Consider the following 21399-nt stretch of genomic DNA (forward strand, 5'->3'; position numbering starts at 1 on the left):
GACAAGTGCGGCGAATAGGATAGCCGAGTTGTTCGATTTGGTAGCTATCTGAACTTTGGTTCGTAAGCGTGAGGGAACTCTCCGCAACGGTGTCTGACTCTGCACCGAACGTCGAGGACAGGTCCGTACGAGGCGGACCCGCGTGTCAGACTGTGGAAACCGCGCCGATGACCGAATCGAACCTTGGAGCCATAGTGGGTGGACCTGCTCGCGATGCGTTGCGCGCGATCGCGGAACTGCTTGCCCCGAACAGCTCGACAGTCATCGACCGTGTGACTCTCGCAATCGACTACCCGGAACGGTATGTCGCAGTACAGAACGAGCTGTACTCACAGAAGCTCGAGAAGCCACACCCCGAATTGGCGTGGTTCGCTCTCGTCGACGCGTTGCACGAACAAGAACTCCTCGTCTGGGTGGACTGGAACGAGGACGCGGGCGAGGTTCTCGGCCAGCTGCGAGAGCTGAAGTCTTCGCCCGCAAGTGCGGGATCGTGGGAGTGGGCAGACAGCCTTGCCGCTGCCTTCGATCGAGCTGCCGGACTGGAATCGCTTCTCGCGCGGGTGGGCGACAACATCGCCGGGGCAGGCGTTTCCGTGGCCTGGCTCGACAGCGACAGCGATACGTTTCTCGTTGTGCTCGTCCCGAGTGATCGAGCCGCAACACTCGTCGAACTCTCACTGACAACCGGGCACAGCGTCCGCGTGTTCTAGCGTCTCAGCGTTTACCGAGGAGACGACGGAATCCCTCGATTCGGTCGCTCAGTCTGGGCGGCGTGCGCTCGGGATCCATCAGCGCGTTTTCAGCGAGCACGTGGTCTTCGCCGTCCACTGTGTTCCGGTCGAATTCGCGCAGACTGCGAGCGTTGGAAGACGCAAGACTGCGAACCGTCGACAACAGTGAGCGCTCACGCAATGCGTCGTCGACTTCTTCCTCGGTGACGTCGAGGTGCTCGCTGAGTAGACGGCGCCTCAAACCGATGATCGAGGCCCGCAACTCGACGTCTGCGGCGTCGTCGGATTCGACGGCGATGTCACACTCCGTATCGAACCCCATCGAACGGTTGTTGAGGTTCGACGAACCGATTCGCAGGAGACGATCGTCCATCACGAGAACCTTGGCGTGGACGTAAATAGGTGCGCCAGAAGAGGTCACGGGATAAAACGCACCGAATCGGTTGTGGATATCGGCGGCCCACAGCAGATGCAACAGGTCGTGGCGCGCCCCGTCCATCGCCTTTTGTTCCAGCCAACCGTCGGCGTTGCGCGGAATGACCAGAACGATCTCCGGTCCGTCGTCCTCACGCAGGCGCGCGGCAATCGCCTCGGCCAGAGTGCGTGAGGCGAGGTACTGGCTTTCGATGTACAGAGTGCGCTTGGCCCCGGCGATGGCCGCGAGATACAGCGCCTCGATCTCACGCACCTCCGTGCGTTCGCCGAGCTCCGGCAATGTTCTGGCGACGGCTACGTCGACAACCCGCAAGGTGGGCGCCAGATTGACGGGCCACGGAGTCGCAGTGCTCTCGACCGGTGTGAGATCCTCGCCGGTTGCGGATTTCCAGCGTGCCCGCGCCAATTCGCCGATGGCCGCCGCCGCATTGCCGTCGACCGCCGTGGTCGCGTCATGCCAAGGGCCGTAACGCCTTCCGCTCGGCGTGATTCGGTAATCGTTTCGGTCGACGTGATCCGAGGTGTCCCAGCGGTCCACAGTCATGTCGATGCCGCCGCAGAACGCCAGGGCGTCGTCGATGACGATGATCTTCTGATGGTGCGCCGCGCCCACCGGGTGGGCGCCGTCGATCTCGAACCGAAGGCGCTCGTCGGTCAACCAGTTGGACACGAAGACAGGAGTCATACCGCGGCCGATTGCGGTGAACGCCCCGATGTTCCATTTGAGTACGAGGATTTCGAGGTCGGGTTTCTCGCGGACCAGCCAGCGGAGGAACATTCCCAACCGGTTGGGGCCGTCGAGCGTCTGCTTGCCTGGTTCGAGTTTGATACGCGTGTCGAAGTCCCAGCCGATCAACATGATTCGCTTTTCGGCTTGCAACATCGCGGACTTCGCATGGTGAAAGTAGTCAGCGGCGTCGACGATGCAGGCAAGATTGTCTGCCGGCTCGATGCGCCAGCAGGTTTCGCCCGGAACAAGAATTCTGTTCATTCGCCGATCCCCAGGTAAGCTGTCAGTTCGCGAGCTGCCGCTTGGCCCGCGCGGTTGGCTCCGATCGTCGAAGACGACGGACCGTATCCCACCAAGTGCACGCGAGGGTCGGCTTCGACCTGCGTGGCGAGGCGTCCTGTCATCGGGATTCCGCCACCCGGCCCTCGTAGGTGCAACGGAGCCAGGTGATCGAGAGAGCTACGAAATCCGGTGCACCACAGGATGACATCGGCATCGATAGCGGTGCCGTCGGCCCACTTCACGCCGTTCGGAAGGATTTCGGAGAACATCGGGAGTCGATTCATCACACCACGCTCACGTGCTGCCCGAATGGCAGGCGTTACGGGGAGGCCGGTGACCGAAACAACGGATCCCGGTGGCAGACCGCGTCGTACACGATCCTCGACCATGGCCACCGCAGCGCGGCCGATGTCCGGCGTGAACGGCTCGTCGCGGAACTCCGGTTCGCGGCGCGTCACCCAGGTGGTGGTCGTGACGCGTGAGATCTCGTCGAGCAGTTGGACGGCCGAGATCCCGCCGCCGACCACGACAACATGTTTGCCTTCGAACTCCGCGGCGGTTCGATAGTCCTTCGTGTGGAGCTGTCGGCCACGAAATGAATCGGCCCCAGGGTAATGGGGAATGAAGGGTCGCTCCCAGGTTCCCGTCGCGTTGATCAAGCCTCGGGCCGCGAACACTCCGTGGTCGGTCTCGATCCGCAGTCGCTCTTCCCTCGGGCACACCACTCGCGTGTGTACCGGGCGGTGGACGGGAAGTTCGAATTGCTTTTCGTACAGTTCGAAGTAGTGGGGGACCGCCACCGATGCAGGCACCTGTTGGGCGTCGGTCCCGGTGGTTTCCGCGAAAGACATTCCCGGGAGGTCATGCACACCGTTGACGGTGCTCAGTGTCAGGCTCGGCCAACGGAACTGCCACGCTCCGCCCGGACCGGACGCATGATCGAGCACCACGAACCCCGATTCGGGTGCGATTCCGAACTTGCGCAGGTAGTACGCGGCGGAGAGTCCGGCCTGTCCTGCGCCGATCACCACCACGTCAACCGGGTGTGGTTGCTGTGCGGCAAGGTCGTCTGTACTCATCGGTAATCTAACCTCCTGATGTACAGAACTTAGCTGCAGAGAAGTATGCGGACGGTATCGGCGCCTCGGAACATCCCTGTGTCGAGCCTTCCAGAAACGAAAGAGAGCGGACATGATCGGGTTCTCCCGTGACGGCAACGTCGTGACCATCGAGTTGCAGCGTCACGAGCGTCGTAATGCGCTCAGCGCGGAACTCTGCATCGCGATACGGGACGCGATGAATGCGGCAGTCGCCGAGCATGCGCACGTCGTCGTCATCACCGGTGAGGGATCGGCGTTCTGTGCAGGGGCAGACCTCTCCGGTGACGTCTACATGGAGGGCTTCACCGACCGCCTGTTCGAGATGCTTCGGTCGATCGACACGGCGCCCATCCCGGTCATCGCTGCCGTCAACGGTCCGGCCATCGGGGCGGGTACGCAGTTGGCCATCGCGTCGGATCTGCGCGTCGTAGCACCGAGCGCTCGCTTCGGAATCCCGGCAGCGACCCTCGGTGTCTCGGTGGACAAGTGGACCATGCGCCGGCTCGCGTCGCTGGTCGGCGGCGGTCCCGCGCGCACCATCCTGCTCGGGATCGAGCAGATCGGCGCTGAGGAAGCCTTCACCCGCGGCCTCGCCAACAAGATCGGAACCCTCGCCGACGCCCAGGAGTGGGCGCACCGCATCGCGAATCTCGCACCGCTGTCCTTGCGGCACATGAAGATGGTCCTCAACGACGACGGGACCATGGAGGAGCAGTCTCCCGAGCAACTCGACGCCCTTCACGCCGCCTGGCTCAGCGAGGATGTCCAGGAAGCCCGCGCCGCCCGCATCGAAAACCGCCCTCCCGTATTCAAGGGAAAGTAAAGCCAGTTGCAGGGTACTCAGGCGCCACGCACGCGGGGCAGATAGTGGCTACGCTCGTCTGAATGAAGAAGACGACGCTTCTCGGAGTTGCTGCAGTTGCCGCGGCAACAGGATGGGTGGCGCGAGCCGCATGGGGAATCCCGACGCAGATCGGGGCATCGCGGAACACGGTGCAGCCGTATGCGGCGATGTCCCCGCGATACCGGGACAGGCAGTTCCACAATTCGGAGCCCAGCAGCACGTTGGTCCCGGGCACCGATGCCGGGATGTTCAAGTCGATGGCTACGCGAGGGTCGACGGGTCGGCCGCGTCAGCCGATTCCGTTGGCCACTCCGCTGGCACCGGCGGTAGCGGGCGACGCGGCGGTGACGTGGTACGGCCATTCGAGCGTTCTCGTCGAGGTCGACGGATACCGTGTTCTTGCTGATCCGGTGTGGAGCGAACGCGTATCACCCTCGGCCACAGTGGGTCCCGCACGAATGCATCCCGCTCCGGTGGCCTTGGCCGATCTTCCGGCGGTCGATGCGATCGTCATCTCCCACGATCATTACGACCATCTCGACATGGCGACGGTCAAGACTCTGACTCGCACACAGACGGCTCCGTTTGTCGTGCCGATCGGTATCGGTGCTCACTTGCGGCACTGGAAGGTGCCCGAGAACCGGATCGTGGAATTGGACTGGGACGAGTCGACAAAAATCGACGAGCTGGTTCTCACGTGCACCGAGGCTCGTCACTTCTCCGGTCGCGGTCTCGTTCGGAACACGACCCAGTGGGCGTCATGGGTGTTCGCCGGTCCGAAGCACCGGGTGTTCTTCGGTGGTGACAGCGGATACACATCACGTTTCGAACAGCTGGGTGAAACCTATGGGCCTTTCGATCTGACGCTTCTCCCCGTCGGCGCGTACGACGTGCGCTGGCCGGACATTCACATGAATCCCGAAGAGGCAGTGCAGACGCACATCGACCTCAACAAGGGCGACGGGTCGCGCGGTGTATTCGTCCCGATTCACTGGGCGACCTTCAACCTCGCGTTTCACTCGTGGTCGGAGCCGATCATTCGCCTCAACGAGTCGGCCGCAGAGGCAGGCACGACCGTGTCGGTTCCGATGCCGGGCGGCAGGATCGACGCGTTGTCGCCCACACCTCCGTCGAAGTGGTGGATACCGCTGGGATGAGCGGGGAAGCGCCGCGGACGTGGTTGCCTTTCGAGTCGAACCCTGATTAGTTGCTCCGGGTGCGTAATCTTTGACCATGGCTCACGAGCACACCAGTTCAGAAGAGACAGCAGTGGCGGTCGCCCCTGAGCGATTGCCGGACGACGTCGACGTCGCCCGCGGTTTGACCGCCGATCAGGTTGCGGCCCGGATCGCGTCGGGGCAAACCAACGACGTGCCGGACCGGGCGTCCCGCTCGGTCAAGGACATCATTCGCGGCAACGTCTTCACTCGCATCAACGCGATCCTGACCGTGTTGTTGGTGATCGTGCTCGCGACGGGCTCGATCATCGACGGCATGTTCGGGTTGTTGATCATCGCGAACAGCGGCATCGGCATCATCCAGGAGATCCGCGCCAAGCGCACGCTCGACGCTCTGGCCATCGTGAGTCAGGCCAAGCCGATGGTCAGGCGTGACGGCGTCGCCGTGGCAATGGCACCCAAAGATGTTGTGCTCGACGACATTATCGAACTCGGATCTGGTGACCAGATAGTCGTCGACGGCGAGGTGGTCAGTTCCGCCGCACTCGAGGTCGACGAATCGCTCCTGACGGGTGAAGCCGATCCGGTTCACAAGGCGAGCGGCCAGCAAGTGTTGTCGGGCAGTTTTGTTGCCGCGGGCAGTGGTGCATACCGCGCCACCAAGGTCGGCGGCGATGCATACGCGGCCAAGCTGGCCGAAGAGGCGAGCAAGTTCACCCTCGTGCATTCCGAACTGCGCAGCGGCATCGACAAGATCCTGAAATTCATCACCTACCTGATGATTCCGGCGGGTGCGCTGATCATCTTCAACCAGCTCTTCACCATCGGCCTGCCGATCCGACCGGCCCTCAACGGCATGGTGGCAGCTCTCGTTCCCATGGTTCCCGAAGGTCTTGTGCTGATGACCTCCATCGCATTTGCGGTCGGGGTCATCCGATTGGGCAAGCGCCAGTGCCTCGTTCAGGAGTTGCCGGCGATCGAGGGTCTGGCCCGCGTCGACGTGGTGTGTGCGGACAAGACCGGAACGCTGACCGAGAACGGCATGCGCCTGTCCGAGGTCGATGTCGCACCGGGCGGATCGGGGGAGGCTGCGGTCAAGTCTGCGCTGAGCGCGATGGCTGCTTCCGACCCTCGTCCCAACGCGAGTGTCCTGGCGATTCGCGAGTCGCTCTCCGACGATTCCGGGTGGGGCGAGGCGACAGCGGTGGCGCCGTTCTCCTCGGCGAAGAAGTGGAGCGGCCAGTCGTACGGCAGTCACGGTAACTGGGTACTCGGTGCCCCGGACGTTCTGCTCGATCCCGACTCGGAAATGGCCCGCAAGGCCGAGGAGGTGGGGTCGAGCGGACTTCGTGTCCTCATGCTCGGCAGCAGCGACCTCCCCGTCGACAACGCCGACGCACCGGGAACTGTCACCCCCGAAGCGCTGGTCGTACTCGAGCAGAAGGTGCGTCCGGACGCACAGGAGACGTTGGAGTACTTCGCCAGTCAGAAGGTGGCGGTCAAGGTCATTTCCGGCGACAACGCGGTTTCCGTCGGCGCCGTTGCGGGGTCACTCGGACTCGAAGGTGGCGACCGTCCGATCGATGCGCGGGAGCTGCCCAGCGATCAGGAAAAGCTGGCGGACACTCTCGACGGCGCAACAACCTTCGGTCGCGTGCGGCCGGATCAGAAGCGGGAAATGGTCGCTGCCTTGCAGTCTCGCGGACATACCGTCGCGATGACCGGTGACGGCGTCAACGACGTGCTCGCCCTCAAGGACGCCGACATCGGGGTCTCGATGGGTTCGGGCAGCCCGGCTACGCGAGCCGTGGCCCAGATCGTGCTGCTGGACAACAAGTTCGCGACGCTTCCGTACGTCGTCGCGGAAGGCCGCCGAGTGATCGGCAACATCGAGCGTGTGTCGAATCTGTTCCTGACCAAGACCGTCTACTCGGTGGTGCTTGCGTTCCTGATCGGCATCACCGGCGTCCTGTCCCAGGTCTTCGACTTCGAACCGCTGCCGTACCCGTTCCTTCCCCGCCACGTCACGATCGCAGCGTGGTTCACGATCGGTATCCCGGCCTTCATCTTGTCTCTGGCACCCAACAACGAGCGCGCGCGAACCGGTTTCGTCTCCCGCGTCATGCGCTTGGCGCTGCCGTCAGGTCTGATCATCGGCATCACCACGTTCATCTCCTACGTGCTGGCCTACCAAGGTCCGGACCAGACGGAAACTCAGAAGATCCAGGCCGGAACCAGCGCGCTCATCACGTTGATCATGATCGCCGTGTGGGTTCTGGCCGTCGTGGCCAGGCCGTACGTCTGGTGGAAGCTTGTTCTGATCGGTGGATCGGTGGCCGGCTATCTGATTCTGTTCGCTCTGCCGTTCACCCGAGAGTTCTTCAAACTGGATCCGAGCAACGTCGCTGCTACGACGCTCGCGATCACCCTCGGCGCGATCGGTGTTGTACTGGTGGAACTCTCGTGGTGGATCAGCGCACGCCTGCACGGGGAGAAAAGGAAGATGTTCGCCACGCCGGACGACTTACCCGGCGAGCATCACCACGCGCACAGCGAGTAGACAGTTTCAGCGCCTGAACATCTGCACCCAGGCAATGCGATTGCCGCCGCGCTTCTTGGCCCGGTACATCGCATTGTCTGCGTGCTCGATCAGTTCGTTGACAGCTCGATCCGGTAAGTCCGTCTCGGGACTCAGATAGACACTGACGCCGGTACTGGCGGATACGGGATAGGGATCGGAGTCGGACGAGACCGCCGAATGTATCTCGGTGGCGACCTGTTCGATATCTCCTCGATCGACTCCGCGCAGGACGACGAACTCGTCCCCACCGATTCGCGCCACCACCGCATCAGGTCCGGCGGCAGCGATGAGGCGGTCGGCGACAGCGGTCAACGCATCGTCGCCCGCGACGTGGCCGTGAGTGTCGTTGAGGCTTTTGAACGAGTCGACGTCGATCAGAAGTGCGATCAGCGCCTGTGTTCGATCACTGCGCAGCAGATGCTGTGCCTCGTCTTGAAGTCCGCGGCGATTGAGCGTCGCGGTGAGGTAGTCCCGGTGGGCATTGCGTGCGTCGTCGGTCAGACGCAGCCAGACGATCTGCAGAATCCAGGCGGTGGAGAAAACCACACCGGCAACCATCAGATAGAGATTCACGACCACCCAGTTGTCGTTGACCGGTTCGGACATCGCCATGGCGGCCAGCGTCGTACAGACGGCAAGAGCCCAGCCGATGTGCGTGATGGCAACGCGTGGACTGTGAACTATCGCCGCGTAGAAACCGATCATGATGAACAGGATGCAGCCGATGGTTCCGACGAAAGCGGTGCGGACAGCGAAGAAAAGAGTGACGGCGAGCCACAGGTCGGCCCAGACGACAAAGGCCACGGATTGTTGCCAGGTGGGCCACGATTCGTTTCGTGCCCAACGGCAACCCGCGTAGATCCCGCTGATGCTTCCGACAGCGAGGACCGACCGCGCCAGGGCAGTGTCGGAACCGAAGCGACTCAACTGCATCGTCGCCGCGATCAGGGCGAAGAGGAAACACCACAGCGCAACCAATTTGCGCCCGGGAACGGTCAGCCCGCGGGTGTCGAGGAATCGGGGGAGCCAACTGTAATCGGTACGGTCTGACCACCACCGAGACAGCAGTTCACGCGTCGGGTGGGGATCGCTCCCCGTCCCGCGCAGTCCTGCATTCAAACCGGGCACCTGTCGATGTCGATGGGCGGTCAATCAGCTATTGGCGGGTTAACGCTACCTCGAGTAGTGCGAGGATCGTGAGCACGGACCTGCTTTCTGGCGCGGAGGCCGTCGAACTGTGAGAATCGAAGGGCGCGGAGGAACGATTCCGCCGAAGGATGTGCGTCAGCACCGGGAGAGGACACGGACATGGGTTTCTTGGACAACGTCAAGGGATTGGTCGAAAAGGGCCAGGAGCTCGCAGCGGAGAACTCCGACAAAGTTCACGACGCGATCGACAAGGTCGCCGACATTGCTGACGACAAGACCGGCAACAAGTACGGCGACAAGATCGACAAGGCAGCCGAGGCCGCCAAGAAGGCTGTTCCCGAAAAGCAGTAAGACCGGATTCGGCAATACCGTTTTTCGGTAACACCGTTGCTCAGGAGCCCGTAACCGAAAAGGTTGCGGGCTTCTGTGCGTCCGCTGGGTGAACTCCCAGGGTCGGCGGGCAGAATGAACGCGTGAACTTCACCTGGATTCTGCTGGTCGTCATTGCCGCCATCGCAGTCACCGGGCTGTCCAATCGACGAAACCTGCAGGCCCCGCTGGTTTTGGTGACGGTAGGTTCGGTCGCATCGTTCATACCCGGTATGCCGCGACCCGAACTCGACCCCCACGTCATTCTCGGTGTGGTCCTGCCGCCGCTGCTCTACTCGGCCGCTCTGAAGTTTTCGGTGGCGACCTTCAAACGCAACCTGGCACCGATCCTGCGTCTCGGCGTCGGAATGGTGTTGGTGACGGCGTTCGTGGTTGCCTTCTTCGCCGAATGGATGGTGCCCGAGTTCACGATCGGCGCCGCCCTCGTGCTCGGGGCCGTGATCGCGCCGACCGACGCCGTCAGCGCGGTGGCGGTCGGTCAGAAACTCGGGCTCCCGAAACGGGTCATCGCCATCCTGACGGGCGAGGGGCTCGTCAACGACGCCACCGCGCTGACGCTCTTCACCGTCGCCGTCGCAGCAGTGACCGGAACGCGAATTGCCACAGATTCGCCCCTGCTGTTTTTCGCGTACGAAGTGATCGGTGGCGTCGTCGTCGGCTTGGTGCTGGCGTTTGTCGTCAAGTTCGTTCGTGCCCGCATGTACGACTCTCCACTCGAAACCGGCTTGGGGCTGGTGCTTCCGTTCGCTGCGTACCTGGCCGCCGAAGAACTGCACGCGTCCGGTGTTCTGGCCGTCGTGGTCGCCGGCTTGGTGATCGGGCACTATTCGACGGATGCGTCGATCATGACGAGACTGCAGGAGCGCTCGGTGTGGTCGAGTCTGGACACTCTTCTCGAGATGTTCGTCTTTGCATACATGGGTCTACAACTGAGCTTCGTGATCGACGATGTTGTCGCCGACGGGCTTCCGGTGCTTCACGTGTTCGCATACGGTCTCGCAGTCCTTGCCGTGGTCATCGTGATTCGGCCTCTGTGGCTGTTCCTGAGTTACTCGCGTGTTCGATTCGGTGTAACCCTGCGCCGCGATCGCGAGAATCAACTGACGTGGAAACAGAATCTGGTGGTCTCGTGGGCGGGCATGCGCGGCGTCGTGACTCTTGCTGCCGCCGGCGGTATTCCGTTTGCGCTCTCGTCCGGCGAGCCGTTCCCCGGACGCGGCGTCATCCAGGCGATCGCGTTCATCGTCGCTGTCGGGACCCTGCTGATTCAGGGTTCGACTCTGCCGTTCATGATTCGCCGCCTCGACGTCGCGGATCCGCACGAGCAGTTGCGCACGCAGGAACAGATGGAGCTGGCACGCAACATTTCTCGCAAGGCCGGTGAGAAGGCGTTGGCCGACGCTGCGGCGCACCCTCCACCGGGGATCGACGGAAAGGAACTGCAGGCAATCGTCGAACGTGTGCGGCGTTCGATGCAGGCGAGGCTTCAACTCCAGGAGGTCGACGAAGACGCCGATCGCGAGGCTGTCCTGTGGAACGCGGGAGCGTTGTTCGACAAGTTCCGGCATCAGTCACTGCGCTCGCAGCGAGTTGCGCTGATCGCCGCACGCGACGACGGCGATCTCGACGACGAGGTATTGCGTACCGTATTGGAAGGACTCGACATCGAAGAGGCCGCAGCCGAGGAACGTGTCAGGCGTCGCCGAGCAGGCAGCGCGGGCAAATAGAGGGGAACACTGCGTATGACGGTTCGGAGTTCGAGAGTTCGCGCAGGCTGGGGAGTACTGGTGGCGAGCGCACTTCTCGTGAGCGTCGCCTGCGGATCGGATGTCTCGCCTGACATATCTGTCACCGACACCGAGACCACCACCACCCCGCCGGTCGAGAACAGTGCTCAACGCGGCGTCGTGTTCGACAGTCAACCTTTCACCAGCACAGCGGAAGTGGCGGCGTCCGGAGCGAGTGCGGTCAAGATCCTTTACGGCTCCACCTCCGGCATCGACGGCCGGGAGACTCAGGTATCGGGAACGGTGTTCACGCCGCCTGGAACTCCGCCGGAGGGTGGCTGGCCGATCGTTTCCATCGGCCATGGCACGACGGGTATTTCGGACGACTGTGCGCCGTCGACGTCGCCGACTCTTTTCGGCACGATCGGCCTGGTCGCACCGTTCCTCGACTCGGGATACGTTGTCGCTGTCTCCGACTTCGAGGGTCTCGGCACTCCGGATCCGCATCCTTACCTGCAACCCGACACCGCGGCGTTCAACGTCATCGACGCGGTTCGAGCGGCGCGCAACGTCGTTCCGGACACCTCGACTCGGTGGGCTACTCTGGGGCTTTCCCAAGGCGGGCAGGCCTCCTGGTCAGCAGCCGAGGAAGCCGAGACGTACGGCGACGGTCTCGAATTCGTGGGTGCGGCAAACCTGTCCCCGGCAGCGGATATCTCACCGATCATCTCGAGTGATTCCGAGGTGAATCTGTCTCTCCCACAGCAGCTGTTGCTCCCGTACGTGCTCGAAGGACTCTCACTCACCCATCCCGAACTCGAACGAACCGACTACGTGCGCGGAGCATTCGAGCAGAACTACGATCTACTCACCTCGTGCCTGACCTCTCGCGCGACCGAAAAGTTGGGCCTAGTCGGAAAGGTCACACCGGCCGACACCCGGCCCGCCACCGCCGAGGACGCGGATCGAATTCACGCGTGGCTCAGCGACGTTGCTCTCCCACGTCAACGGGCGAGCGGTCCCATGTACGTCGTCGTCGGTACAAACGACAACCTCATCCGTCCGGAGTGGACCGAGGCGGCGGTGGAACGTGCCTGCGCCGACGGTGACGTCATCGAGTTCCACGCGCGGCCGGGCGAGGGTCACGCGGACGGCGCCGCTGTGCCGGGAGCTGTTGCGTGGGTCAAGGATCGATTTGCAGGTGTGCCGGCGCCGAATACCTGCGGGTCGTGAATAGATGACGCCGTTGGAGCGAATCCGCGCTCTTGCACTGGCATTGCCGGAAGCAACCGAGCGGGTCAGCCACGGTGAAGCGTCGTGGTTCGTGCGCAAGGCGCCGCAGTTCGTCACCATGGCGGATCACCACCACGACGATCGCGTTGCGATCTGGGCCGCGGCACCCCTTGGGGCGCAGGCAGATTGGGTCAGCCGCGATCCGTCGAGGTTCTTCGTCCCGCCGTACGTGGGTGGCCGCGGATGGATCGGCGTGTACCTCGACGTGCCGAGCGCCGACGAAACCGAGAACGAAAAATTTTGGAACGACGTCGCCGACGTCGTCGAAGATGCGTACCGCACGGTGGCTCCGAAAACTCTGATCCGGAAACTGGACGAGGATTCGCGTTGAGCCCGGCCGTGGTCGCGCTTCTGAGCGTACTGATTCTCGCGGTGGCCGGGGCGCTGACAGCGGTGTGGATGCGCACCAGGCGTGAGGTGACCACTCCCACCGAGCGTGCCGTCCACGCGGCGCTCCACACGGCTTCGCTTGCAGCGCGGCCACTTCGGCGCGGACTCGACAAGGATTCGGCGGCGGAGGCGGCGCCTCACCTACGCGAGCTGACCGCCGGTTCCGGCTTGGGCCTGGCGGACGCGTCGGGAAATCTGCTTGCCTGGGACGGTCGTCACGAAGCGTTGGCCGATCAGTTCCACGACGCCGCCATTCGCGCGATCGAAGGTGAGCGCCGGGTGCTCGTCACCCACGCAGACCTGGTGCGCGGATCGAGCGATCACAGCGTGCGAGCGCTGATCGCGCAACCACTGCTGATCGAGGACATCGGCGTAGTCGGGGTGATGGGAATCGTCACCAGCGAAGATCCGTGGCCGGGGATGCTCGGAGCGGTCACCGAGGTCGCTCGGTACGCCTGCAGCCAGATCGAACTCGCCGACCTCGACGCGTCCCGGGCCCTGTTGGATCGAGCGGAAGTGCGGGCTCTGCGCGCGCAGATCAGTCCCCACTTCATCTACAACGCGCTCAACACCGTCGCGTCCTTCGTGCGGACCGACCCGGCGCGTGCCAGAGAACTGATTCTCGAGTTCGCGGACTTCACCCGGTACTCGTTTCGATCAGCGGGCGAGTTCACCCTGCTCGCCGACGAGCTACGCAACATCGATCGGTATCTGACTCTCGAACGCGCGCGATTCGGGGAGGCGCTGAACGTCCGCCTTCAGGTTGCACCCGAAGTGCTCAACGTGGTGCTTCCCTTCCTTGCTCTCCAGCCGCTGGTCGAGAACGCGGTTCGCCACGGCATTTCGAGTAAGCCGGAGGGCGGCACTGTCAGCATCGTGGCCGCGGACGAGGGACCGGACTGCATCATCAGCGTCGAGGACGACGGAGTGGGGATGGATCCCGAACTACTGCGCTCCGGTTCACTCGACGCCATCGAGTCGGGATCGGGACGACCCAGCGCGCGGGAAGCCGCTCACGTCGGATTGGCCAACGTCGACGACAGGCTTCGCGCCGCGTTCGGAAACGACTACGGACTCGTGGTGGAGACGGCGCCGGGCGCCGGAACGAAGGTCAGTATGCGTGTTCCCAAGTTCAAGCAGGGGATTCACGTCTGATTCTCGCCTTCGATGATCAGGCTGAAACCGTCGTGGGAACATGGACCTGTTGTGAACGAGACTGACACTGATGCCCAGCTGACCGTCCTCGCCGTCGACGACGAGAAACCAGCCCTCGACGAGCTGGCGTTCTTGCTGCGCGCAGAGGGCTCGGTCGCGCACGTTCACACTGCATCGGATGCGACGACCGCGTTGAGGATCCTGCGCGGTGGAAGCATCGACGCGGTATTTCTCGACATCAACATGCCCGGACTCGACGGTCTCGAACTGGCCGGCATTCTCTCCAACTTCGCCACGCCGCCGCCCGTGGTGTTCGTGACAGCGCACGACGATCGAGCAGTTGCGGCATTCGATCTCGGTGCCGTCGACTACCTACTCAAACCGCTCCGGGAGGAGCGTCTCGCTCAGGCCGTTCAACGGATCGTGGGGTTGGCCGGGCGCGCCAAGAGCGAGAGCAAGCCCGAAGCTGCGTCGACCGACGAGGTGATCCCGGTGGAACTGGGCGGTGTCACGACGCTCGTTCAGCGGTCCTCGGTGGAGTGGGTGGAAGCCGACGGGGACTACGCGCGTTTGCACACTGCAGGGAAGTCGCACCTGGTGCGCATCCCGATCTCGACGCTCGAATCACGCTGGGCCGACGCCGGCTTCCTGCGCGTTCACCGCTCCTATTTGGTGTCTCTGGCGCTGGTCACCGGTATCCGCACGGTGGGCAGCGGATTGGTGGTGTGTCTGCGCCCGCACGGCGACAAGCCTCCCGTCGAGCTTCCGGTCAGCCGCAGACACACCCGTGAACTCAAGGATCGTCTGGTTCGTGCGCCCAAGCAGAGTTGGTTGTCGCGATGACGTCGCAGTCCGATCCTCCTCAACGTGAGCGTGTGGTGTTGGCGCAACGCAGCGGCGCTCGGATCGTGCGGACACGGGTGGAGGTGCAGGAACAGACCGAGGTCGGTGACGCCATGATCCGGGGTCTCGTTCGCGCGCAGTTGGGGCTGGCGATCCGCCTTGCGGTCGTCGCAGCCGGGCTCCTGTGTGCCGTACCGCTTCTGACGCACCTCTTCCCGACGCTGTCGGACGTCGCTGTCCTGGGAATCAGATTGCCGTGGCTCGTGATGGGCGGCGCGGTGTATCCCCTGTTGTTGATCACCGGCTGGGTGTTCGTACGTCGGGCGGAACGGAACGAGCAGGACTTCACCGACATCGTGGACGACTGAGCGCGGCGCTGTGGGAGGACAACCTATCCCGGTGTTGACGGTGATCGGCATCGTGGCAGCGGCTGTGGCGACGGTGGCGATCGGTATCTACGGAGTTCGGCTCGCTCGCACCACCTCGGACTTTCTCATCGCGTCGAGGACCGTCAGCGCGCGGTGGAATGCGACGGCCATCTCCGGTGAGTACCTTTCTGCTGCTTCGTTTCTCGGAGTCGCCGGGTTGGTCGCGAAATACGGTGCAGACGCCCTCTGGTATCCGATCGGATTCACCGCCGGATACCTCGCGCTGTTGCTGTTCGTCGCAGCGCCGCTTCGGCGTTCGGGTGCGTACACCGTCCCCGATTTTGCCGAATTCCGTCTCGGCTCACCGCGCTTGCGCAAGCTCGCGATGCTCGTGGTCGCGATGGTGTGCATCCTGTATCTGATTCCGCAGTTCCAAGGCGCGGGCCTGACGCTCAACATCTTGCTCGGTGTTCCCAGTTGGATCGGCGGCGTTGCGGTCGGCGTCATCGTCATCGCCAACGTCGTGGGCGGCGGGATGCGCTCGATCACCTTCGTTCAGGCCTTCCAGTACTGGCTCAAACTGACCGCCGTCGCGATTCCCGCTGTGGCACTGACCTTCTACTTCTTCGGCGATCACCACGACGTCGGCGCGTCGATGCCGCCGACGGTCACCACTGCAACGACGGTGGACATCACCACCGACGTCGTGGTCCAGGTGTCCGAGCCGGTGACGGTCAGCGGTGGCACGGTCGACGGGCGAGCGGTCGAAGGCACCGTCACCCTGGGGCCAGGGGAGCACACCCTCGGTGAAGGCATGTCCATGGTCCTCGACGCGGGAGCCGCGGTCCCCGTCGTCGCGGGAGCGCCTGCACAGAACTCGGACTGGATCACCCCAGGTTGGGGTTTCGGTGGGCCGCACCCGATGTATCAGGTGTACTCGCTGATGCTCGCCACATTCCTCGGAACTCTCGGCCTGCCTCACGTTCTCGTCCGCTTCTACACCAACCCCGACGGTCGGGCCGCTCGTCTCACGTCGCTCGCAGTTGTCGGTCTGGTCAGCGTGTTCTACCTGTTTCCGACACTCCTGGGTGTCTTCGCTCGCCTGTATGTTCCGCAACTTCTGATCACGGGTACCTCGGATGCCGCGGTGCTGCTGCTGCCGGGATCGGTGTTCTCGGGGTGGGGTGGACAACTGCTGGCAGCCCTCGTGGCGTCCGGTGCCATTGCGGCCTTCCTGTCGACGTCGTCCGGATTGCTCGTCAGCATCGCAGGGGTCCTCAGTACCGATGTCCTCCGCGGGCGAGTTCGGGATTTCCGCATTGCCGCACTCCTGGCGGGTGTCGTTCCGCTCGTGCTGTCGCTGGCGGTGGTATCGGTCGACCTCTCGAGAACCGTCGGACTGGTGTTCGCGGTCGCGGCGTCGACGCTCTGCCCTCTGCTCGTGTTGGGCATCTGGTGGCGCGGCCTGACCGCCGTCGGCGCCGGGGCAGGGATGGTGGTCGGCGGGTTCGTCGCGGGAACTGCCGCTACCGTCGCAGTTCTGGGCGGTTTGTCGGAGAACGTCCTCGGTGGCTGGCCGGCGGCCATTTTCGCGTTCCCGGCCGCGGTGAGCGTGCCGCTGGCGTTCGTCACGATGATCGTCGTGAGCAAGGCGTCGGCGAAGCAGGTACCGGCAGATATTGCGCGAATCTTCACGCGGATGCACGCCCCTGAACGGCTCGGAATGGGCTCCGACCGCGAGGACGATCTCCGCCAACCCTGACTTTCATCGCCCAGGGCACCTGCCGTTGGTCGCGCCTGCCTGACCGTTCGGCGCAGCGCGCGACTGCTCAGCGTGTGACTGGCACCACAGCATCTTCATGTGACTCCGATCTCACTAACGTCTGTGCGTAGTTCACTTCACACGCGAGGCGAGGAGCCGGCAGTGTCCACAGCAGAAATCAGTGAGGGGTCGCCGCAAGAGCGACGCACCCCGGATGCCCAGGCATTCATAGACATGCAAGCGAGTCCCGAATTCCAGGAACTCCGAACGCGTCTGCGCAAGTTCGTTTTCCCCATCACTGCATTCTTCCTGCTCTGGTATGCGGTGTACGTCGTCCTGGCTACCTACGCGCACGACTTCATGGCCACCAAGGTTCTCGGAAACATCAATCTCGGCATCATCCTCGGCCTCGGGCAGTTCGTCACCACCTTCGCCATCACCGCGTGGTACGTGAAGTTCGCCGGCCGTGAGCTCGATCCCCGCTCCGCCGCCATCCGCGAAGAACTGGAAGGTCCCGCACAGTGATCACCACACTCGCCGCGTCCGGAACGGACGTAGGAAACCCCGCCTTCAACATCGCGATCTTCCTCGCGTTCGTCGTCGTGACCATGACGCTGGTCATCCGCGCCAGCCGGACCACCAAGAAGGCATCCGACTTCTACACCGGGGGTGGACAGTTCACCGGCCCGCAGAACGGCTTCGCCATCGCCGGCGACTACCTGTCGGCGGCGTCGTTCCTCGGTATCGCAGGCGCTATCGCCGTGTACGGCTACGACGGTTTCCTGTACTCCATCGGATTCCTTGTCGCCTGGTTGGTTGCGCTGCTTCTGGTGGCCGAATTACTCAGGAACACCGGAAGATTCACGATGGCCGACGTCCTGAGCTTCAGGCTCAAGCAGCGTCCGGTACGCATGGCGGCAGCCCTGTCCACTCTGGCAGTTTCCCTCTTCTACCTCCTTGCTCAGATGGCCGGCGCCGGTGGACTTGTGGCGCTGCTGCTCAACATCGACGGCAAAGTGGGACAGTCGATCGTCGTCGCGATCGTCGGTGTGCTGATGATCGTGTACGTCTTGGTCGGCGGCATGAAGGGCACCACCTACGTACAGATGGTCAAGGCGGTTCTGTTGGTCGCCGGAGCCGGCATCATGTTCGTGCTCGTACTGTGGGCAGTGCGCGGCAACTTCTCTCAGTTGCTCGCCAATGCACAGGACATGGTCAACAGCTCCACCACCAAGGGTGTGCAGGGACGCGACATCCTCGGGCCCGGTGCGAAGTACGGGCTCTCCGGAATGACGAAGCTCGACTTCATCTCTCTCGGAATCGCTTTGGTGCTCGGCACCGCCGGCCTGCCGCACGTACTGATGCGCTTCTACACGGTGCCCACTGCCAAGGAAGCTCGCCGCTCGGTGACTTGGGCGATCGCGCTGATCGGTGCCTTCTACCTGTTCACACTGGTTCTCGGCTACGGCGCGGCCAGCATGGTCGGACCGGACAAGATCTTGGCGGCACCAGGTAAGGAGAACGCGGCAGCTCCGTTGCTCGCCTTCGAGCTCGGTGGCACCATCTTCCTCGGCATCATCTCCGCGGTGGCGTTCGCGACCATCCTCGCCGTCGTTGCCGGCCTCGCGATCACTGCGTCGGCGTCGTTCGCCCACGACATCTACGCCAGTGTCATCAAGCGCGGCAACGCAACCGAGGAGCAGCAGGTTCGAGTTTCTCGAATCACCGTCGTGGTCATCGGACTCGTCTCCATCGTTCTCGGCATCATGGCGATGGGGCAGAACATCGCCTTCCTGGTGGCTCTCGCCTTCGCAGTGGCGGCCTCAGCGAACCTGCCCACCCTGCTGTACTCGCTGTTCTGGAAGAAGTTCAACACCACCGGTGCACTCTTCAGCATCTACGGCGGTTTGATCAGCTGCTTGACGCTGATCGTCTTCTCCCCGGCAGTGTCGGGCAAGGCGTCGTCGATGTTCCCGAACTCCGACTTCGCCTGGTTCCCGCTCTCGAACCCCGGCATCGTCTCGATCCCGCTGGCATTCGTCCTCGGCATCGTCGGTACGTACATCGGACGCAACAAGATCGAAGATCCGGCAAAGCAGGCAGAGATGGAAGTTCGCTCCCTCACCGGCGTCGGCGTCGAGAAAGCCGTCAGCCACTAAGAGGGGCAAAGCCCCGTGCGCGTTTCTGGTACCTCTGGTTACGGAAAAGGCGCACGGGGCTTATTGTTCTGCCATGGCAAAGCTCACAGTGAAAATCGACGTTCCACTTCCTCCTCAGGAAGTGTGGGACAAGGCTTCCGATCTCAGCGGCTACGAAAACTGGCTCGTGGTTCACGACGGATGGCGTAGTGAACTTCCCGAGCAGTTGGGTGTCGGCACCGAGATCAGCTCGGTCGTGACCGTGAAGGGCCTGCGCAATCGCGTTCGGTGGACCATCAAGAAGTACGACGTCCCGAAGGCGATCTCGCTCAAGGGAGACGGCAAGGGCGGGGTCAAGCTCGGTCTCGAACTCGACGTGAAGGCAAAGGGCGACGGATCGGAACTTGCGCTGACAGTCGAGTTGGGTGGAGCGCCGCTGTTCGGCCCGATCGGTTCGAGTGTGGCGCGGGCGCTCAAGGGCGATGTGGAGAAGTCGCTGGCCCAGTTTGTTCAGATCTACACCTAGTTTGTCGAGATATACACATAGAGCTACTTCGCCGCTAACATGAGCTAGGATTCTTTTCGGCGGGATAAACCAGGCATCGGCTGGTTATTGGTGCGGGTCCCGCCGGAAAGGATTCGCTCAATGTCGTCTCGTCACGGGTACGGCGCACCACCTGCGTCCATGCCTCGATCCGTGCAGGTTCTGATCGGACTCCTGGCGGTAGTCGCAGTCGGTGGAACCGCAGCATTTGCGGTGACGTTCAAGAGCGTCAGCGACAAAGGAGAACCCGGCGTGGGCGCCGCTGCTGCTGCGACAGCAACCAATTGCGACAACCAGGAAACCGTGCCTGTGGCGGCCGATCCGTCGATCGCCTCAGCGCTCGAAGCCGTCGCCGCTGCCATTCCCGCTGCGGATCTCGGGTGCACGTCACTGCGCGTGACGCCGCAAGATCCCGCGCTCACCGTCGCGGCGATCGCCGACGGTTCGGCGCCCGCACTGTGGATTCCCGATTCGAGCGAATGGCTGGACAAGGTTTCGGCAAGCGGGCAGGAGATTCGCCGGATCAGCAGTTCGGTCGCGTCCACCCCTGTTGTCACCGTCTCGGCGCCGGGTAGCGAGGCACCCGGTGCATGGACGGATGTCCTCGGTGCTCCAGCACTGCACATCGGTGATCCCCTGACCAGTGCCGTCTCCAGTGCGCCGATCGTGGCAGCCTTTGCCGAGACCCAGTCGCGGGGCGGGGACCTCACGTCCATTTCGGCAGCCCTGGTCCCGGTGGCGCAAGCGCAGTACGGAAATCTGAAGGAAACCGGTTCGACCGGACGCATCCAAACCGTGGACGCGGACGGCGGGACCGCGGTGACTACCGAGCAGACCTTCGAGGCTTATCTCGCCGCGCATGCTGACAGTGGACTCGCCGCGTCGGTACCGGCGTCCGGTTCGGTCTTCATGGATTACCCAATGGCAAGTGTGGGCGCAGACTCGTCTAGGGCAGACGAAGCCGGCAAACTACTGGCGGCGGCTCTGACGTCGGACACCGGACGCTCCGTGCTCGCCGGCCTCGGGTTCCGCGGCGCGGATCAGGCCCCACTGGTCGCCGGCGGAGTGGGGAAGGTTGTGCCGCTGGTGCCGTCCGATCCGGCTGTCGTCACCAAAGCCCTGGCGCGGTACGAGATTCTGTCCAGACCATCGCGCGCATTGGCGGTTGTCGACGTCTCGGGGTCCATGGACTACATGCAGGACGGGATCACTCGAATGGCCGCGACCGCGCAGGCCGGCGACATCGCGATCCGAATGTTTCCCGCCAACGCACAATTGGGCCTCTGGGCCTTCTCCGTGGACCTCGGTGACGGGACGGACTACCGCGAACTCGAACCCATCGCCCGTATGGATGCAATGGAAGGCGAGACGGACCATCGGAGCAAGCTACTGTCTCAGATCGACAATCTCTCTTCGATCGTCGGCGGTGGAACAGGTTTGTACGACAGCGTTCTCGCCGCGTATCGGTCGGTGCAACAGTCCTACGATCCGGCGTCGATCAATTCGGTGATTCTGCTGACCGACGGTGCCAACGACGATCCGGCAGGGATCTCGCTGCAAGAACTTCTCGACACCCTGACTCGCGAACAGGACCCGGCGCGCCCGGTGCCGATCATCACCATCGGCGTCACCGATGACGCCGATACCGATGTGCTCGAGCAGATTTCGGCACTCACCGGCGGCAACAGTCACTTCGCTCCGACACCGGCAGATATCCCGAAGGTCTTCGTCGGCGCGATCAGTGGGCGCGCCGGCTGAA

19 protein-coding genes are annotated in these 21399 nt (G+C 63.3%); 16 read left to right on the forward strand and 3 right to left on the reverse strand.

Annotated features, from left to right (window positions below; genetic code table 11):
- Window positions 1–167: 167 nt before the first annotated feature.
- Entirely contained in the window at window positions 168–710 is a 543-nt protein-coding gene (locus ACWF6P_RS17300; protein ID WP_452621801.1) for a DUF6630 family protein, read from the forward strand.
- Window positions 711–714: 4 nt separating this feature from the next.
- On the opposite strand, the gene ACWF6P_RS17305 is transcribed toward ACWF6P_RS17300, so the two are convergent.
- Together ACWF6P_RS17305 and ACWF6P_RS17310 are read right to left on the reverse strand one after the other, a co-directional pair.
- Window positions 715–2157, reverse strand: a complete 1443-nt coding sequence (locus ACWF6P_RS17305) for a phospholipase D-like domain-containing protein (protein WP_452621802.1) — start codon at window positions 2155–2157, stop codon at window positions 715–717.
- On the reverse strand, window positions 2154–3257 hold the full coding sequence (locus tag ACWF6P_RS17310) for an NAD(P)-binding domain-containing protein (protein ID WP_378543323.1): 1104 nt from the start codon (window positions 3255–3257) through the stop codon (window positions 2154–2156). Before ACWF6P_RS17310 ends, ACWF6P_RS17305 begins: the two co-directional genes overlap by 4 nt.
- Window positions 3258–3369: 112 nt before the next feature.
- Between ACWF6P_RS17310 and ACWF6P_RS17315 the strand changes: the two genes are divergently transcribed.
- The 3 genes from ACWF6P_RS17315 (at window position 3370) to ACWF6P_RS17325 (ending at window position 7860) form a co-directional block, all read left to right on the forward strand.
- A complete protein-coding gene (locus tag ACWF6P_RS17315) occupies window positions 3370–4101 on the forward strand; it encodes an enoyl-CoA hydratase (protein WP_378446313.1) in 732 nt (243 codons plus the stop codon).
- A 62-nt stretch (window positions 4102–4163) separates the two neighbouring features.
- Complete coding sequence (locus tag ACWF6P_RS17320; protein ID WP_378532416.1) at window positions 4164–5279, forward strand: MBL fold metallo-hydrolase; 1116 nt, start codon at window positions 4164–4166, stop codon at window positions 5277–5279.
- Window positions 5280–5355: 76 nt separating this feature from the next.
- Window positions 5356–7860 (forward strand): HAD-IC family P-type ATPase, encoded by a 2505-nt coding sequence (locus ACWF6P_RS17325; protein WP_452621803.1) that lies wholly within the window; start codon window positions 5356–5358, stop codon window positions 7858–7860.
- Between the two features lie 6 nt (window positions 7861–7866).
- Here ACWF6P_RS17325 and ACWF6P_RS17330 read toward each other — a convergent pair whose 3' ends face one another.
- Window positions 7867–9009: a diguanylate cyclase domain-containing protein gene (locus ACWF6P_RS17330; protein ID WP_452621804.1), complete on the reverse strand. Its 1143-nt coding sequence runs from the start codon at window positions 9007–9009 to the stop codon at window positions 7867–7869.
- Between the two features lie 180 nt (window positions 9010–9189).
- Between ACWF6P_RS17330 and ACWF6P_RS17335 the strand changes: the two genes are divergently transcribed.
- The 12 genes from ACWF6P_RS17335 to ACWF6P_RS17390 all read left to right on the forward strand — a co-directional run bounded on the left by ACWF6P_RS17335 (window position 9190) and on the right by ACWF6P_RS17390 (window position 21398).
- Complete coding sequence (locus ACWF6P_RS17335) at window positions 9190–9381, forward strand: antitoxin (RefSeq protein ID WP_214884047.1); 192 nt, start codon at window positions 9190–9192, stop codon at window positions 9379–9381.
- A 122-nt stretch (window positions 9382–9503) separates the two neighbouring features.
- The gene (locus ACWF6P_RS17340; RefSeq protein WP_452621805.1) at window positions 9504–11147 is read left to right on the forward strand and encodes a Na+/H+ antiporter; all 1644 of its coding nucleotides are present in this window, start codon (window positions 9504–9506) and stop codon (window positions 11145–11147) included.
- 15 nt (window positions 11148–11162) lie between these two features.
- The gene (locus tag ACWF6P_RS17345) at window positions 11163–12380 is read left to right on the forward strand and encodes a lipase family protein (RefSeq protein WP_452621806.1); all 1218 of its coding nucleotides are present in this window, start codon (window positions 11163–11165) and stop codon (window positions 12378–12380) included.
- 4 nt (window positions 12381–12384) lie between these two features.
- Window positions 12385–12771, forward strand: a complete 387-nt coding sequence (locus ACWF6P_RS17350) for an MmcQ/YjbR family DNA-binding protein (protein WP_378543333.1) — start codon at window positions 12385–12387, stop codon at window positions 12769–12771.
- Window positions 12768–13985: a sensor histidine kinase gene (locus tag ACWF6P_RS17355; RefSeq protein ID WP_452621807.1), complete on the forward strand. Its 1218-nt coding sequence runs from the start codon at window positions 12768–12770 to the stop codon at window positions 13983–13985. The genes ACWF6P_RS17350 and ACWF6P_RS17355 overlap by 4 nt, the downstream gene beginning before the upstream one ends.
- A gap of 12 nt (window positions 13986–13997) precedes the next feature.
- Complete coding sequence (locus tag ACWF6P_RS17360; RefSeq protein WP_378543337.1) at window positions 13998–14828, forward strand: LytR/AlgR family response regulator transcription factor; 831 nt, start codon at window positions 13998–14000, stop codon at window positions 14826–14828.
- Window positions 14825–15196: a hypothetical protein gene (locus ACWF6P_RS17365; protein WP_378532433.1), complete on the forward strand. Its 372-nt coding sequence runs from the start codon at window positions 14825–14827 to the stop codon at window positions 15194–15196. Before ACWF6P_RS17360 ends, ACWF6P_RS17365 begins: the two co-directional genes overlap by 4 nt.
- 10 nt (window positions 15197–15206) lie before the next feature.
- The gene (locus ACWF6P_RS17370) at window positions 15207–16958 is read left to right on the forward strand and encodes a sodium/solute symporter (RefSeq protein ID WP_378543339.1); all 1752 of its coding nucleotides are present in this window, start codon (window positions 15207–15209) and stop codon (window positions 16956–16958) included.
- 162 nt (window positions 16959–17120) lie between these two features.
- Window positions 17121–17483, forward strand: coding sequence for a DUF485 domain-containing protein (locus ACWF6P_RS17375; RefSeq protein ID WP_003939976.1), 363 nt, complete (start codon window positions 17121–17123; stop codon window positions 17481–17483).
- A complete protein-coding gene (locus ACWF6P_RS17380) occupies window positions 17480–19117 on the forward strand; it encodes a solute symporter family protein (RefSeq protein ID WP_378532439.1) in 1638 nt (545 codons plus the stop codon). The genes ACWF6P_RS17375 and ACWF6P_RS17380 overlap by 4 nt, the downstream gene beginning before the upstream one ends.
- 73 nt (window positions 19118–19190) lie before the next feature.
- A complete protein-coding gene (locus ACWF6P_RS17385) occupies window positions 19191–19622 on the forward strand; it encodes a type II toxin-antitoxin system Rv0910 family toxin (RefSeq protein WP_003939735.1) in 432 nt (143 codons plus the stop codon).
- A gap of 120 nt (window positions 19623–19742) precedes the next feature.
- Entirely contained in the window at window positions 19743–21398 is a 1656-nt protein-coding gene (locus ACWF6P_RS17390; RefSeq protein ID WP_452621808.1) for a substrate-binding domain-containing protein, read from the forward strand.
- Window position 21399 lies beyond the last annotated feature (1 nt).

The sequence above is a fragment of the Rhodococcus sp. NPDC055024 genome, assembly GCF_053608585.1.

Bases quoted from the DNA above. Each gene is read 5' to 3' on its own strand.
- ACWF6P_RS17300 (WP_452621801.1), top strand. From the start codon at position 168: ATGACCGAATCGAACCTTGGAGCCATAGTGGGTGGACCTGCTCGCGAT.
- ACWF6P_RS17305 (WP_452621802.1), bottom strand. From the start codon at position 2,157: ATGAACAGAATTCTTGTTCCGGGCGAAACCTGCTGGCGCATCGAGCCG.
- ACWF6P_RS17310 (WP_378543323.1), bottom strand. From the start codon at position 3,257: ATGAGTACAGACGACCTTGCCGCACAGCAACCACACCCGGTTGACGTG.
- ACWF6P_RS17315 (WP_378446313.1), top strand. From the start codon at position 3,370: ATGATCGGGTTCTCCCGTGACGGCAACGTCGTGACCATCGAGTTGCAG.
- ACWF6P_RS17320 (WP_378532416.1), top strand. From the start codon at position 4,164: ATGAAGAAGACGACGCTTCTCGGAGTTGCTGCAGTTGCCGCGGCAACA.
- ACWF6P_RS17325 (WP_452621803.1), top strand. From the start codon at position 5,356: ATGGCTCACGAGCACACCAGTTCAGAAGAGACAGCAGTGGCGGTCGCC.
- ACWF6P_RS17335 (WP_214884047.1), top strand. From the start codon at position 9,190: ATGGGTTTCTTGGACAACGTCAAGGGATTGGTCGAAAAGGGCCAGGAG.
- ACWF6P_RS17345 (WP_452621806.1), top strand. From the start codon at position 11,163: ATGACGGTTCGGAGTTCGAGAGTTCGCGCAGGCTGGGGAGTACTGGTG.
- ACWF6P_RS17350 (WP_378543333.1), top strand. From the start codon at position 12,385: ATGACGCCGTTGGAGCGAATCCGCGCTCTTGCACTGGCATTGCCGGAA.
- ACWF6P_RS17360 (WP_378543337.1), top strand. From the start codon at position 13,998: ATGATCAGGCTGAAACCGTCGTGGGAACATGGACCTGTTGTGAACGAG.
- ACWF6P_RS17365 (WP_378532433.1), top strand. From the start codon at position 14,825: ATGACGTCGCAGTCCGATCCTCCTCAACGTGAGCGTGTGGTGTTGGCG.
- ACWF6P_RS17385 (WP_003939735.1), top strand. From the start codon at position 19,191: ATGGCAAAGCTCACAGTGAAAATCGACGTTCCACTTCCTCCTCAGGAA.
- ACWF6P_RS17390 (WP_452621808.1), top strand. From the start codon at position 19,743: ATGTCGTCTCGTCACGGGTACGGCGCACCACCTGCGTCCATGCCTCGA.